Here is a 13,443-nt window from a genome sequence, read left to right as displayed (position 1 = left end):
AATATGAGTTATAGTTATAATAGAATAACTTGTCCATTATATATCAAAACCAATCATATTTTCTGCAATTTCGGCAAAAGATTCTTCAGATTCTGTGAAATAGTCTTCCCAAATCTGTTTGCTCCAAATTTCTATTCGATTGGATACTCCTAAAACTACACATTCTTTTTCTAGTTTTGCATACTGAAGTAATGGTGCTGGAATATTAATTCTTCCCTGTTTATCAAGTTCGCTTTCTGTTGCACCAGAAAAGAAGAATCGGGTAAATGCACGGGCGTCTTTTTTTGTGAGTGGCAGACCTTTTAATTTTTCTTCAATAAGCGCCCACTCTGATAATGGGTAACCAAACAAACATTGATCCAAACCGCGTGTGATGATAAACATTTCTCCAAGCTCTTCGCGGAATTTGGAAGGCACTATCATCCGGCCCTTATTATCAATGCTATGATGGTATTCACCCATAAACATACCCGGTACCCCCACTTTCTATATAAAATGTACCACAATCCCCCACTTTCCTCCACCTATTTTTTAATTATTCTTCTCTCGCTTCCCAAAATCCTTTTTTAGGCAATAAATTTCCATAAAAAAAGAAACCTCAGCCCGTTGAAGTTCCTCAAAAAGAAGAAACTTCACCATAAGTGAAGTCCCTTTAAAGTTTTATAACCTTATGCTTTCCATCAAATACAAACTCTAGTTCCATCAATTCTTTAATAAAACTTGTTCCATACTGATTCAAATAATAGAAAATGTTCCATACTCGTTCTTGCGGAAATCCATCAGGACGCAACGATAAATCAATACGATTAAACTTACTAAGAGTCACATTAAACTTAGACTTTACAGAATCCTCAAGCTTCGTCTCCATAAATCCAACCTGCTTTAAGATATAAGCTTCATTTTTCTTTACAAGCGGAAGCAAACTTCTATCAAGCTGATTGGTTTTCATTTCAATTAATTCATACTGCTTTTCTAACAGTGATTTGAGGTTAGAAAATAGCTCAGAAACTTCTTTATCCTTAATCGACTCGAGGTATAGGTCTCTTTCCTCCACCGTTCCCCTGCTCAATATCTTGGATAGTTCTAAGTTTAACTCATGAATATCACTTTCAACCGCTCTCTCCACTAAGGTAATGTTTAACCTCGGAACAATTGGAGGCATTTTTATTTTAAAATGCTCAAAAACGAGCTTCAATTCAGCCCAATAAGAAATTTCTCCAGGTCCTGCAATAAATGCCAGCGTTGGGAACAGCCATTCTTGCATCAACGGCCGCGTCACCACATTATTACTAAGTTTCGCCGGGTCCTGATAGGCAATTTCAATTAGTTCTTCTTTTGTAAAGGAAACCACCCCACTTTTCCCCACAAAAATATTTTTTTCTGAATCAAATTCAAGCAGTATTCGCTCATTTGATTTTGGATTGTAATAAAACAAATTAGCAGCTTTATCATGTGAGTCGATTGTGATAGGAAACCCCTGTTTCCTTATCGTAGTTTGCTGTTCAAGTAAGTAATTGGTAATTTCATTGTGCTGCTCAATTTGTCGAGAAAATTGCTCTGTTTGCAAGAGACGAAAATTACGGTCACCTGAATCTACAATTAATAATCCATAATCCTTAAAGAGCTCCATTACAATGTTAGCAAAGAAATCTACAAACGTTGAAGAATTACGCAATGTTTCTTCTGCAAAGTTGATTAGCTTCTTTGTATGATTGGTCTCACCGAAGTTTTCAATTAAATTAATGACCCACTCTCGGCAAACGTCTTTGTTAAGAGTGATATCAGAGACCATGACCTTTTGTTTAACTTTTTCAGGGTAAGCCCATTTGTCAACTTGATGCTCTACAGGCATAAAGACATGATTTACCTCATGAAAATCATGATCTTCCCCAGCTATCCAAAATATAGGTATGACTGGAACACCAAGCTGCCTCTCTTTTTCCTCCGCTAATTTAATAATTGAGATTATTTTATGTATCGAATAAAGAGGTCCTGTTAGGATACCTGCTTGTTGACCACCAATAACAACTACACTATTTAATTGTTTTAGTTTTGCAAGTGAATTTTTCACTGCTTCTGATGTTGGAAAACGTTCCATAAATTTCTCTATGTGACCAGCTACTTTTTCCCGAGGAAAGTCTCGATTGCTTAATTCGTCTAACCTTTTCCGATCTTCGGCAAAGTCATTAAACCGATAATGGAAAAAAGGCATAATTTCAGAGGATTGCTCTAAATAATTTGAAGCAAATCGATTCGTTGCTGACAATGAGAGATTTAAAATCTCCATTTAAGTACTTCCTTTCTGATCAACCATATTCATTCCATATGAGTATAGCATTATCCACCATAATAAAAAAAATCTTTGCTTAAGAAAATGTAAAAGTTAACGCACTCCGCAGTATGCCAAAAACAGTCAGGGATATATAAGCTAGAAAGAAAATAAGAAAATTAAATCGCCAAAACCCTTTAAAAACCTTGTTAATTATAATTTCTCCTTTTATCTTCCAATGTAATACCACGAAAATCATCGCTATGACAAGGAGGATTAGCAGGATTAGACCAAAAAATGACTTGTCCCAAATGGTTAGTAACAAAAAATGGACGGCGACTATAAAAAGAATCGTTGAGTAATCCAACGCTTTATGAAATGACCTTCGAGTATTCTTTGTTATCAGCTTACTTAATACGTAAATGATGAAGAAACCGAGAAGTGGTACTGTTAAGAAAATGGTTATAATTGATGAGATGAATGAATTCAATGAGCTCCCCTCCGGTCCTTTTCTATCCCTTTAATTAAATTATAATAGCTTTCAATGTTCGGTGCAGTTTTTTGCTGTATCTGAGCTTCCTCTATTAAAAATCCGAGAATGGCATCAATTTCAGTCCTTCTCCCTGCCTCCAAGTCTTTCAGCATTGACGACTGGTTATTCCCTGTTTTTTTACAAATTCTCACGACATCTCTAAATCTTTTAATAGGATCTTCAAGGTTTAGTATATAGGAGATTTCTAAAAATAGTTTTTTCACTGCAGAAAAATAGAAAGAGTTTACAATTAATTCGCCATTTTTGACTTGAAGAATTGCGGTTAATGGATTAATGACAGCATTAGCAATTAATTTATTTAGAAGCATATTATAATAATCGTCTTTCAGGCTAATCGGGAAATTAATAGAACCACAAGGAACAGTAAACTCCTTTATAATTTGCAAACTGCCTTTAAAAAGAGCAACATTAATGTCCCCTTTACCATTATGAGAAACAGTATTACTATTAACCTTACTGGCCCCATGTTCAACCGATCCAACAAAAATATTTGCTGCTGGAATAGTATTTAGTAATTTTAAATGACTCATTCCGTTTTGTAAAAATAGTAGATTCTGAGGAATGAACTCCAATTTACATATCTGTTTTATTATTGAGTGAAGTTGATATTGTTTTACAGCAATAATGGATAATCCTTCTTCGCCTTCCCATTGGGAAATTGGTTTAGCGCTTACACTAAATTTGCTGCGTGCAGAACCTTCTTGTAGGTATATCCCGTTTTGACTAATGATTTCTGCTTGTTCGCTAGTTTTGGTATAAAGTGTGACCGAAAAAGCCTTACTTAGGTACGCTGCAAATAATAACCCAATAGAACCAGCACCTATTATGCCAATCTTCATAATATCCACCCATTTATTGTCTTTTTTATTATATATTTTATCAGATGCTGCACCTAGTTTGTACGTTTATCATTAAAAAGAAATAAACCGCTTTCCAGGAATATATAAAGAATTTTTTGTATCTTTGTTATATAATGATATTAGTTCATGTTGAATAATTATTATTACATTTACTTTTACATTATTCAGCTATAAATTGAATATACAGTTAATATGCGAATCATTCTAGGGGGGCTTATAAATGGTGATGAATGTTGAAAAACTGAAAATTAATTTTAAAACACTAGAAGAATTTAAAAAATTTAAAGAATATGGAATTCAAGAACTCTCCATGATTGAGGACTTGGAAGCAAATATGATTGATAATGATATTGACTCTCCTTTTTACGGAATCTATTTCGGAGACAAACTAGTAGCTCGAATGAGTCTATATCAAATTGGCGCTAAGTTTGATCGTTATTTCTATCCTCCGCAAAATTATTTAGAATTATGGAAACTTGAGGTACTTCCTGATTATCAGGGCAAGGGTTATGGAAAAAAACTGGTTGAGTTTGCTAAAGGTTTCGGTCTGCCAATTAAAACAAACCCAAGAGTACAATCAAGAAGCTTTTGGGAGCATATGGAATTTAAAAATGTTGAATACGATATGGAGCGTGACCGAGGCGAAAATCCACTTGTTTGGTATCCAGAAGGTGTAGAAGCACAACAACATAATGAATAAACGTAAAAAGCGGACATCATGTCCGCTTTTTACTATTTTTCCACTCTTTCGAGGTTTCCGTTCTTATCCATTTGAAATTTAACTTTTTGCTGTCTATCTTCTTCTTGTAAGACAACCATTTTTCGTGCTCTTTCCATAATTTCAATTAAAGAGCGATAATCCTCTTCAATTGCTTTTAAATTTTTCGCTAATCTTTCATTTTCAGCTGCAAGCGAATAGGATTTTTTTTCAAGCTCTTTTATTTTCTGGATAGACTTATCTCTCGATTCCTCTATGCTTGAGGCAGCTGCCGCCTGCTTTTGGAGATTTTCCAGATAGCGAACAACCGCTTGAAAGGTTATCCCTTCACTTCTAGCCGCAGCTGAGGATGGCGTTTCTTCTGCAACAATCTCGTTTGTTATTTCTTGATCCGTCGGAATACTTTGTTTTTTTAATTCTTTTCTTTGTTTTTTAGCCAATTCAATTCCAGATTTATATTGCTTTCTTACAAATGAGTTCCATCTAAATCCGCATGCCGCAGACGTTCTAGAAAGCTGTTTTCCAACTTCCTCAAATGCTTGCAGCTGTGTCCCGCCTTCTCGAATATGCCTTAATACAACTTCAGCAAGTAATAAATCTTCATCTTGGGACCATGCATCTTGGCGAGTTGGTGACATAAGTCAAATCCCTCCTAGTGTTTTTATTCATACATATGCATCTACTAGAAAAGATAGACTGCTAACAGATTGTCTTTATTCTTATTTCTTTATTTTTTTACTAATAAAGTTTTGGACATACTTATGATGGGAGTCACTTTCCCATAGGACACTGCAATTCCTTACTTCTTTTTCTATTCTTTCTCTTAGCTTGTTTTCTTCCCACTTGGAAATCCACATCATTTTATATGATTCTAATACACTTAATTCAACTGCTAAAAGCTTCTCCATAAAGGTCTCACATGCAGTGATGTCATCATTCGAATAAATATGATCGATAAAGCCAGTTTCTTTTAAATTCTCAACTGTTTGAATTTCTGCATCCATTAAAAGTTTCATACTATGTGCTGCTGGTAGTTTCTCCGCTAAAATCGTCCCCCCGCCCCAGCCAGTGGTAATAGCTTGTTTACCTTGAACAAAGCCTGCTTTTACCCCTTCTCTCGCTAAACGAAAATCACAAGCAATAGCCAGTTCACACCCGCCGCCGATAGCTGTTCCATTTAAAAGGGCAATCGTTGGCTTTGTTAGTGTCATCATTTTATAAAGAATGTGAGACATTTCTGAAAGCATTTCATATGCTTCCTCCTTTGTCTTAAGCAGATGAAAAACAGATAAATCTCCCCCTGAACAAAAAGCCTGATTCCCTTCGCCCATTATAACCAGCGCCTTAATTGTTGGATCATGTGCTAAAGAAATAACCTCTGTTAATCCCTGCATTACATCATAATTAATCGCATTTCTTTTTTCGCTTCTGGCAATCGTGAATAATAAATAACCCTTTTCACGTTTTTCAATAGTGAATGACAAACAGATATCCCCCTTTATCCTGTAATATTGTTTGTATGTAGAATTTCTTTGAAAACGACAAAAGCACAAGGGCATACTGCTCCTTGTGCTTTTTATCCTAATGGAAATTAGTCGTTAACAACGTCTTTTCCTTTGTAAGTACCGCAAGCTTTACATACGCGGTGAGCAAGTTTCATTTCACCACAGTTTGGGCAACTTACCATACCAGGTACGTTTAATTTAAAATGTGTACGACGTTTTCTTTTTACAGTTTTAGAAGTCCTTCTAAAAGGTACAGCCATTCTTCCCACCTCCTTAAAGAGTATTAAGAAAGTAATGAAGGCCAGGATTGCTGGTTCTTCACTTTGCTTCTTGTTTTGCTGATTATGATTCGGAAGAAGAATTGTTTTTGTCAAAAAACTTTGCAAGATCTGCTAGTCTCGGATCAATCTTTTTCGATTGATCTTCTTCATCACTCAGTACTTCCCAGTCCTTACCGGATTGTGGTGCAGCACCCTCAGACTCGCCATCTTCACAGAACACCTGCATTGGAACCTCTAGTAAAAGAATTTCTCTAATGACTGGCATCAGATCAATTACTTCCCCTTTTACTTGATAAACTTCCTCTTCAGTTTCATAAACTGAACCTTGTAAGAGGAAAGTTTCAGTTGTTTCGACATTAATCGGAAGTTTTACATCCACTAAAGTTCGAGAACAAGGCAGGATTAAAAAACCTTCTATTTTCAAATGAAATGTTACTTTCGTTGAATCAATATCACCCCGACCAGTAATATGCATCGGAGATACTTCACGAATCGACGGATCCGTTTGAATAATTTCATCAACTCGAATAATATCATCAATCAGAAAATCCTTGTTTCGATATTTTTGTAATTGGCTTAATGTCCATTTCAATTGAATCACCCCAAGGCAACAAAGGTAATTATAGCCTTCGATTAAATTTTTGTCAATGTTTTTTCTTTACACCTAAAAATGCATATTTTTCGTTTTATATTCTTCTAAAAACAATACCTTCATATTAGTTTACCCAGATAAAACAGATTACAATCCAGCTGCTTCGATTTCCTATTCCATTATCTTATCATGGCAATATTTGCTATAATACCATTACTATAAATATTAGGATGATTTTCTAACATATAAGGAGAACGTTTATGATGAAAGCTGTTGGTGTAATAGTTGAGTATAACCCTTTTCATAATGGTCATGCCTACCATCTGCAAGCAGCGAAGGAAATAGCCGATGCTGACATAGCTATAGCCGTTATGAGTGGTAATTTCCTTCAACGTGGTGAACCTGCTCTAGTTTCTAAATGGTATCGTACAAAAATGGCTCTGCTAAATGGTGTTGATATTGTACTAGAACTACCTTACCGATTTGCAACACAAAAAGCAGAAACTTTTGCAAATGGTGCCATATCTATTTTAGACGCAATTGGATGCCATTCACTGTGCTTTGGCAGTGAAAGCGGAGATATTTCATCCTTCTTGCAAACAGCAGACTATTTGGAAACACATAAAGAGCGTTTTGAAGAAAAGATTAAAATGAATATAAAAACAGGTGTTAGCTACCCTAGAGCATTATCGTTGTCTTTTCAATCATTGTCAAGCCCTGAAAATTTATTGAGTCTAGATAAACCGAATAATATCCTTGGTTATCATTATGTCAAATCAATCATTCAACAAAAAAGTTCAATCATTCCTCTTACAGTAAAAAGGAAAAATGCTGATTACCATGATGAACACTTTGCCACTGAGACCATTGCTAGTGCGACGAGCATAAGGAAAGCATTGTTTATGAATAAAGAAAAAAGAAGTTCAATTCAACAATATGTTCCAGAAGCAACGAGCACGCTTTTGAAAGAATATTTAACTGAATACGGACAATTGCACCAGTGGGAAAATTACTGGAGCTATTTACGCTACCGCTTGATACATACGAGTTCGGAAGAGTTGAGTGAATTTTATGAGGTGGAAGAAGGAATAGAGCATCGTCTAATAGCTGCGGCACTTGATTCCACGAATTTCAAGGAATTTATGCAGAAGATAAAAACAAAACGCTATACTTGGACAAGGCTGCAAAGAATATGTGTTCATATATTAACCAATACAAAAAAGATTGATATGAAAAGCACAGCAGAGGCTGCTTCTTATTTACGACTGTTAGGTATGACAAGAAATGGAAAAGAGTACTTGAACAAATATAAGTCTCAATTTGCTCTTCCACTCGTTGCTAAACTATCAGCTTATAAGGAAAAAGATATCTTATTAGATGTTAAAGCTTCACGGGTTTATTCCTTTGGGATAGCAAACCAAGCTAGTAATAGCCTATTACACCAGGAATATAAACAACCGCCTATTTATATAGACTAAAGAAGATGGTGCCACGCAGGCACCATCCTCTTTATTTCATAGGTAATTTTTCTAAATAAATAATCGCGTCATCTATTACATCAACCGGAACAATCTTCATTTTTGAATTAATTTCACGGGCTGTCTTTACTGCTAGGTTGTAATTGGAATCTTTGATTCCTTTTTCATTCGGAGCAAAGAAGATTTCCGCTCCTGCTTTGTCAGCAGCAACGATTTTTTGATCAATTCCCCCAATTGGCCCTACACTTCCCTTTGTATCGATTGTCCCTGTTCCTGCGATTTTATAACCTTTGGTAAGGTCCTCCTCCATTAATTGATCATAGATTTCTAGTGAAAACATCAACCCGGCGGAAGGCCCGCCAATTTCATCCGTTTTAACTGTAACTTTAGGATTCACAATAATGTCCTTATCATCAACTAAAGATATTCCAATACCAATTTTCTCTGGATCATTTTTAAAGGGCTCAACCGTAACTTTTACCGTCTCTGTATTATCTTTCCTTTCGAAGGTTAAAACTACTTGATCGCCTTTCTTTTTTTTGCCCACATACTCAATAAAATTTTCAGAGGAGGGAAATTCTTGTCCATCTACCTTAGTGATACGATCGCCGGATTGTAACTTTCCTTCCGCCGGCATGTCAGGGACTATCTGGACAACATAAACTCCCTTGTATTTGTATTCAACAGGGTATCCTGCTTTTTTATACGCCACTTCTATGGCATTCAACTTGGAACCAGCCATCATATGCAGCTGCCTGGCGTTATATTCATCTTGCGTTTCTGTTTCGTGTAATATCGCTTCCACTGGGTAGAGTTCAACATAATCAAAGAGTTTAGCTTCAACATAGGAATAGATATTCGCTCTCCCCATCCTCACTGTTGTCAGCATAAAGCTTCCTTTTCCCTCCGTACCGTCTGCAACTTGGATGATGGGTGCTAATTCTTTTGCTATACCTGGTTTTGAAACATAATAAGGTAATGAAAAAAATATCCCTGCTATCATCATTAGTGCGATAATAATGGAAGACCATACAAATATTTTGCTTCTCAAAACACCCTACCCCTTCCATTCCTTTATAACCCTATTTATTAAATCTAAATGTTTATTAGCTTCTACTTCTCCTAATGCAATAATTTCTTCAATGTTGGTAAATGCTCGGGAGCTATATACCTCTACAGGCGGGCGAATCATAACATCAGAAGCAATTTCACGATAATTAATAATCTCAGTTTGCATGATATCAATACTTTGCATGATGACATCGTAAATAGAAGTGATTTCTGCATTCCGCTTTACTCTAGAAACGTCGACAGCTATTACAATATCAGCTCCCATTTCTTTCACGACCGATACGGGAACCCTATCTGAAACCCCGCCATCAACTAAGATTCTTCCATTATACTTTTCAGGTACAAAGATTCCTGGTATCGATATACTCGCTCTCACGGCTTCCGCCACCGGGCCTTGTTTAAAAATAACTTTCTCACCTGTGAGTAAATCAGTTGCAACGATGCCTATGGGGATGGATAATTCTTCAATATTTTTACCGTGGGTAAACACTTTAATAAATTCCTTTACACGTTTCCCAGCAATAAAGCCCATTTTCGGCACGGTAAAGTCTAAAAAATATTTCCGTTTAAACGCAGTTGATAATTTATATAAACGGTCTATTTCAATACCTGCACCATAAAAACTGCCAACAAGTGCTCCCATACTGCTTCCTGCAATTAAATCAATAGGAATACCTGCTTCCTTCAAAACTTTTATGACCCCTAAATGCGCAAACCCCCTTGCTCCGCCTGAGCCTAGCGCTAATCCTATTTTAGGACGCTTCAAAACTTTTCCCTCCCTTTTCATAAGCTTTAAAAGCATTATGACTGTGCCAATTTGTTAGGAGAAATCTCGTTGAATCTTATGGTCTAAAATAGCGTTCTATGAGTATATTTGTGTTATATGGGGACAAGGTCGAATCTATAAACTGTAAGTAATCCTTATTTTAACATTTTTTATTTATACAGTATAACAAAACCCTCGGAAAGGAGGATATTCATTGTATTATTCAAAATTAAAAACAATCTTTTTATCTATATCAGTGATTATTCTAGCTGGGTCCATGATTGCTTTTCCTAAGGAGTCGTTTGAAGCGTCTCTCCGCGGGCTTAATATGTGGTGGGAAATTGTGTTTCCGTCCTTACTGCCGTTTTTTATTATATCCGAAATGTTAATTGGTTTTGGTGTTGTTAAGTTTATTGGGGTGTTATTAGAGCCGCTCATGAGGCCGCTTTTCAGAGTTCCTGGAGTAGGAGGGTTTGTTTGGGCAATGGGAATGGCTTCAGGATTTCCAGCAGGAGCTAAGCTGTCCGCAAGGCTCCGTCAGGAAGGGCAGCTTACACAAATTGAAGCAGAAAGGCTTGCTTCCTTCACGAATTCCTCTAACCCCTTATTTATTTTTGGTGCAGTAGCGGTTGGTTTTTTCCATAACCCGCAATTAGGAGTCATATTAGCCTTGGCCCATTATTTAGGGAATATTTGTGTCGGCCTAATGATGCGGTTTTACGGAAATGAAACACCGGATAAAAAGAAGGACAAGCAAGAAAAATTTATTCTAAAGTCTGCTTTTTCTGCCTTGCATCAAACGAGAATTAAAGATAAGCGGCCAATTGGCAAACTTCTTGGCGACGCTGTAAATTCTTCCATTCAAACATTATTAATGGTTGGCGGATTTATTATTTTATTTTCAGTAATCAACAAGCTGCTGTTTCATTTACATATTACTGCTGCACTTGCGAGAGGGTTTGACATTTTATTTTCTGCCCTTTCACTGCCTGACATGCTCAGTATTCCATTTATTTCTGGTTTATTCGAAATTACACTTGGGAGCGATTTAACAAGCCGCGTTGGTGACGCTACATTGCTTCAGCAGGCCATTGTAACGAGCTTTATTTTAGGATTTAGCGGATTTAGTGTTCAAGCGCAGGTTGCTAGTATTCTTGCACAGACGGACATACGATTTAAACCGTTCTTTTTCGCAAGAATTGCCCAAGGTTTATTCGCCAGCTTCTTTGCTTTACTTTTATGGAAACCAATTTATGTCCGGTTTTATCAAGATGAACAGCCGTCTAATGCAATCCCCGTGAACCTTTTTGGTGAAGGTACTTGGCCGCAAATTTATTTTCATAAATTAACGGAATTAGGCCCGCTGATAACCATTAGTTCACTTATGATATATGTATTCTTACTCTATCGTCAGTTGCGCAAAAGTTATTAGCAGAAGAAAAAAAGCCCTGGTCTGCCAAGGCTTTTTGCTATTTTTTATCGATTAAATTTTCTATGTAAGGCCTGTTCAACAATGGGTGGTACAAGCTCTGAAATATTTCCATTGTACTTTGATACTTCTTTAACAATACTAGAGCTTAAAAATGAATATTGGCTGTTTGTCATGATAAAGAAGGTCTCAATTTCGTCATTTAGTACCCTATTCATAGATGTTATTTGCATTTCATATTCAAAGTCTGAGACCGCGCGTAAGCCGCGAATGATGGCATTCGCCTTAACTGACTTAGCATAATCCACAAGAAGTCCAGAATGTTCATCTACCGTCACATTTGAAAGATCCTTTGTCACTTCTTTTATTAGCTTTATCCGCTCCTCGACACTAAAAAGCGGGTTTTTGGATGAATTATTCATAACGCTCACATAGACCTTATCAAAAACCTTTGCGCCTCTTCTGATTATATCTAAATGTCCATATGTGATTGGATCAAAACTCCCAGGACAAACCGCAATACTAGCCACAACAGACTCCCCCTATTCCTCACTAAATTGCGAATAAATTGTTATCGCAATGATTCCATATTTTTCATGCTTATACTGTGAAAACTTCCCTGCTCTTGCCGGCAATTCAACATCATGACTGTGTTCGCAAATAATGTATCCACCGTCTGTTAGCAGCCCATTTTCTGATATTTTTTCCATTAGACTGAGCAGCTGCTGCTTTTTATAAGGCGGATCTAAAAATATGTAATCAAAAAAAACTTCCCTTTTTATAAGGGCCTTTAACGCTCTATCTGCGTCATTTCGATAAACCTCTGCCTTATCCTCCATCTTACAGTTTTGGATATTTTCATAAATGGTTTGAATTGCCTTAACATCACGGTCGACAAAAATGACTTTATCTAACCCTCTGCTTAGAGCTTCCAGTCCTAAACCACCGCTGCCAGCAAAAAGGTCTAGACCCATCCCGCCGTCAAAATAAGGGCCAATCATATTAAATAACGCTTCTTTTACTTTATCCGTTGTTGGTCTAGTAGTATTTCCTGGAACAGCTTTTAATGGCCTTCCTTTACAAACACCTGAAACAACTCTCAATAGTTATCACCACAATTTTTCCAGTATTCTATTTTTAAGAATATCCTATCATACCTTAAATACTCTAGCCAACTTGTTGATTTATTTCTGAAAAATTATTTTAAATACGTATAAGCTTGTAAGTTGTGGGGATAATGTAACTAACAACATCAATTCGAGGATGTTGTTGCCAACCGCGGAGAAGACTTACGTTTCCCCATAAGTTCTTCCTCCGGTTTCTCCTCTCCCTTTGCCTTCTATCCTTTATGAGGATGTAGAAGGACCCTGCAGATGTAAATCTGCAGGGTTTTTTTCTTTTAGTTAAGCATTATATCCGATAATATAGTAAAGTATGGGAATGAGATCTTAAGACAAAGGAGAGTTATATTTGATACAACGATTTATTGAGCTGGGTGAAGGTTATTCAGATTTATATGAGCTGCTAGAACTAGCGAAGGCAAACCAGCACCGTCTTCTCCATATGATGGCTTTCCACACCGTTAAAAATGAAAAGCAGGTGACTTCTTTAGCAGTCGTGCTGCAGCTCACAGATCCCGGAAAATTTCAGGCACTTTATATCTGCCGTGAAGGTATCCCAAATCCTAACTTCAATCCAAATAAAAGATATGATTTGTTTCAACAGACTGCAGAGGAGCTAGGGAAGGAAATTATTCAGCTGACAGTTAAACCTTCGACTAATTTCCATGAAAAAGAATTGTACTATCAGCATTTGATTGCAATCCTGAGATTAAATCATTATATAAAACCTCTGCATTAAGAAAAGCAGAAGCGTCTCGGAACAAGCACAGCTTGTTCCTGCGAGGTATACTCAAAGGAGC

Annotated in this window: 16 protein-coding genes; 4 read left to right on the top strand and 12 right to left on the bottom strand. The window is 36.6% G+C overall.

Features of this window, described 5'->3' with window-relative positions; all coding sequences use genetic code 11:
- Positions 1-36 precede the first annotated feature (36 nt).
- The 4 genes from mraZ to QNH29_RS08650 form a co-directional block, all read right to left on the bottom strand.
- Positions 37-468: a division/cell wall cluster transcriptional repressor MraZ gene (gene mraZ, locus QNH29_RS08665; protein ID WP_283864401.1), complete on the bottom strand. Its 432-nt coding sequence runs from the start codon at positions 466-468 to the stop codon at positions 37-39.
- Positions 469-652: 184 nt separating this feature from the next.
- Positions 653-2,287 (bottom strand): bacillithiol biosynthesis cysteine-adding enzyme BshC, encoded by a 1,635-nt coding sequence (gene bshC / locus QNH29_RS08660; protein ID WP_283864400.1) that lies wholly within the window; start codon positions 2,285-2,287, stop codon positions 653-655.
- A 79-nt stretch (positions 2,288-2,366) separates the two neighbouring features.
- Positions 2,367-2,759, bottom strand: a complete 393-nt coding sequence (locus tag QNH29_RS08655) for a DUF3397 domain-containing protein (protein WP_283864399.1) — start codon at positions 2,757-2,759, stop codon at positions 2,367-2,369.
- The gene (locus QNH29_RS08650; RefSeq protein WP_283864398.1) at positions 2,756-3,661 is read right to left on the bottom strand and encodes a 2-dehydropantoate 2-reductase; all 906 of its coding nucleotides are present in this window, start codon (positions 3,659-3,661) and stop codon (positions 2,756-2,758) included. Before QNH29_RS08650 ends, QNH29_RS08655 begins: the two co-directional genes overlap by 4 nt.
- 241 nt (positions 3,662-3,902) lie before the next feature.
- On the opposite strand from QNH29_RS08650, the gene QNH29_RS08645 reads away from it, so the two are divergent.
- Positions 3,903-4,382: an N-acetyltransferase gene (locus QNH29_RS08645; RefSeq protein WP_283864397.1), complete on the top strand. Its 480-nt coding sequence runs from the start codon at positions 3,903-3,905 to the stop codon at positions 4,380-4,382.
- A gap of 32 nt (positions 4,383-4,414) precedes the next feature.
- Here QNH29_RS08645 and QNH29_RS08640 read toward each other — a convergent pair whose 3' ends face one another.
- From QNH29_RS08640 to QNH29_RS08625, 4 genes are all read right to left on the bottom strand, one after another.
- A complete protein-coding gene (locus QNH29_RS08640; RefSeq protein ID WP_283864396.1) occupies positions 4,415-5,038 on the bottom strand; it encodes an RsfA family transcriptional regulator in 624 nt (207 codons plus the stop codon).
- 81 nt (positions 5,039-5,119) lie between these two features.
- Entirely contained in the window at positions 5,120-5,884 is a 765-nt protein-coding gene (locus tag QNH29_RS08635) for an enoyl-CoA hydratase/isomerase family protein (protein ID WP_283864395.1), read from the bottom strand.
- Between the two features lie 107 nt (positions 5,885-5,991).
- Entirely contained in the window at positions 5,992-6,165 is a 174-nt protein-coding gene (gene rpmF, locus QNH29_RS08630) for a 50S ribosomal protein L32 (RefSeq protein ID WP_045515396.1), read from the bottom strand.
- Positions 6,166-6,247: 82 nt separating this feature from the next.
- On the bottom strand, positions 6,248-6,778 hold the full coding sequence (locus QNH29_RS08625) for a YceD family protein (protein ID WP_283864394.1): 531 nt from the start codon (positions 6,776-6,778) through the stop codon (positions 6,248-6,250).
- A gap of 260 nt (positions 6,779-7,038) precedes the next feature.
- Between QNH29_RS08625 and QNH29_RS08620 the strand changes: the two genes are divergently transcribed.
- A complete protein-coding gene (locus QNH29_RS08620) occupies positions 7,039-8,256 on the top strand; it encodes a nucleotidyltransferase (RefSeq protein ID WP_349654894.1) in 1,218 nt (405 codons plus the stop codon).
- Between the two features lie 31 nt (positions 8,257-8,287).
- Here QNH29_RS08620 and QNH29_RS08615 read toward each other — a convergent pair whose 3' ends face one another.
- Together QNH29_RS08615 and QNH29_RS08610 are read right to left on the bottom strand one after the other, a co-directional pair.
- A complete protein-coding gene (locus QNH29_RS08615; RefSeq protein ID WP_283864393.1) occupies positions 8,288-9,307 on the bottom strand; it encodes a SepM family pheromone-processing serine protease in 1,020 nt (339 codons plus the stop codon).
- Between the two features lie 6 nt (positions 9,308-9,313).
- A complete protein-coding gene (locus tag QNH29_RS08610; RefSeq protein ID WP_283864392.1) occupies positions 9,314-10,093 on the bottom strand; it encodes a patatin-like phospholipase family protein in 780 nt (259 codons plus the stop codon).
- A 214-nt stretch (positions 10,094-10,307) separates the two neighbouring features.
- Here QNH29_RS08610 and ylbJ point away from each other — a divergent pair, with 214 nt between their 5' ends.
- Positions 10,308-11,525, top strand: coding sequence for a sporulation integral membrane protein YlbJ (gene ylbJ, locus QNH29_RS08605; protein ID WP_283864391.1), 1,218 nt, complete (start codon positions 10,308-10,310; stop codon positions 11,523-11,525).
- 44 nt (positions 11,526-11,569) lie between these two features.
- Here the strand turns inward: ylbJ and coaD are convergent, their stop codons facing one another.
- Positions 11,570-12,052 (bottom strand): pantetheine-phosphate adenylyltransferase, encoded by a 483-nt coding sequence (gene coaD / locus QNH29_RS08600; protein WP_283864390.1) that lies wholly within the window; start codon positions 12,050-12,052, stop codon positions 11,570-11,572.
- Between the two features lie 12 nt (positions 12,053-12,064).
- Positions 12,065-12,625, bottom strand: a complete 561-nt coding sequence (gene rsmD, locus QNH29_RS08595; protein ID WP_283864389.1) for a 16S rRNA (guanine(966)-N(2))-methyltransferase RsmD — start codon at positions 12,623-12,625, stop codon at positions 12,065-12,067.
- Between the two features lie 367 nt (positions 12,626-12,992).
- Here rsmD and QNH29_RS08590 point away from each other — a divergent pair, with 367 nt between their 5' ends.
- Positions 12,993-13,382, top strand: coding sequence for a DUF7147 family protein (locus tag QNH29_RS08590; RefSeq protein WP_283864388.1), 390 nt, complete (start codon positions 12,993-12,995; stop codon positions 13,380-13,382).
- Positions 13,383-13,443: the final 61 nt, after the last annotated feature.

Origin of the sequence: Neobacillus sp. DY30 (assembly GCF_030123065.1) — a bacterium.
In the GTDB taxonomy this organism is placed as follows: Bacteria; Bacillota; Bacilli; order Bacillales; family Cytobacillaceae; genus Neobacillus.
This window is presented reverse-complemented; position numbering and strand designations above follow the sequence as displayed.

What these genes read in the sequence shown, in the direction of transcription:
- mraZ (WP_283864401.1), bottom strand. Translation starts at nt 468, where the DNA reads ATGTTTATGGGTGAATACCATCATAGCATTGATAATAAGGGCCGGATG.
- bshC (WP_283864400.1), bottom strand. Translation starts at nt 2,287, where the DNA reads ATGGAGATTTTAAATCTCTCATTGTCAGCAACGAATCGATTTGCTTCA.
- QNH29_RS08650 (WP_283864398.1), bottom strand. Translation starts at nt 3,661, where the DNA reads ATGAAGATTGGCATAATAGGTGCTGGTTCTATTGGGTTATTATTTGCA.
- QNH29_RS08645 (WP_283864397.1), top strand. Translation starts at nt 3,903, where the DNA reads ATGGTGATGAATGTTGAAAAACTGAAAATTAATTTTAAAACACTAGAA.
- QNH29_RS08640 (WP_283864396.1), bottom strand. Translation starts at nt 5,038, where the DNA reads ATGTCACCAACTCGCCAAGATGCATGGTCCCAAGATGAAGATTTATTA.
- rpmF (WP_045515396.1), bottom strand. Translation starts at nt 6,165, where the DNA reads ATGGCTGTACCTTTTAGAAGGACTTCTAAAACTGTAAAAAGAAAACGT.
- QNH29_RS08620 (WP_349654894.1), top strand. Translation starts at nt 7,039, where the DNA reads ATGATGAAAGCTGTTGGTGTAATAGTTGAGTATAACCCTTTTCATAAT.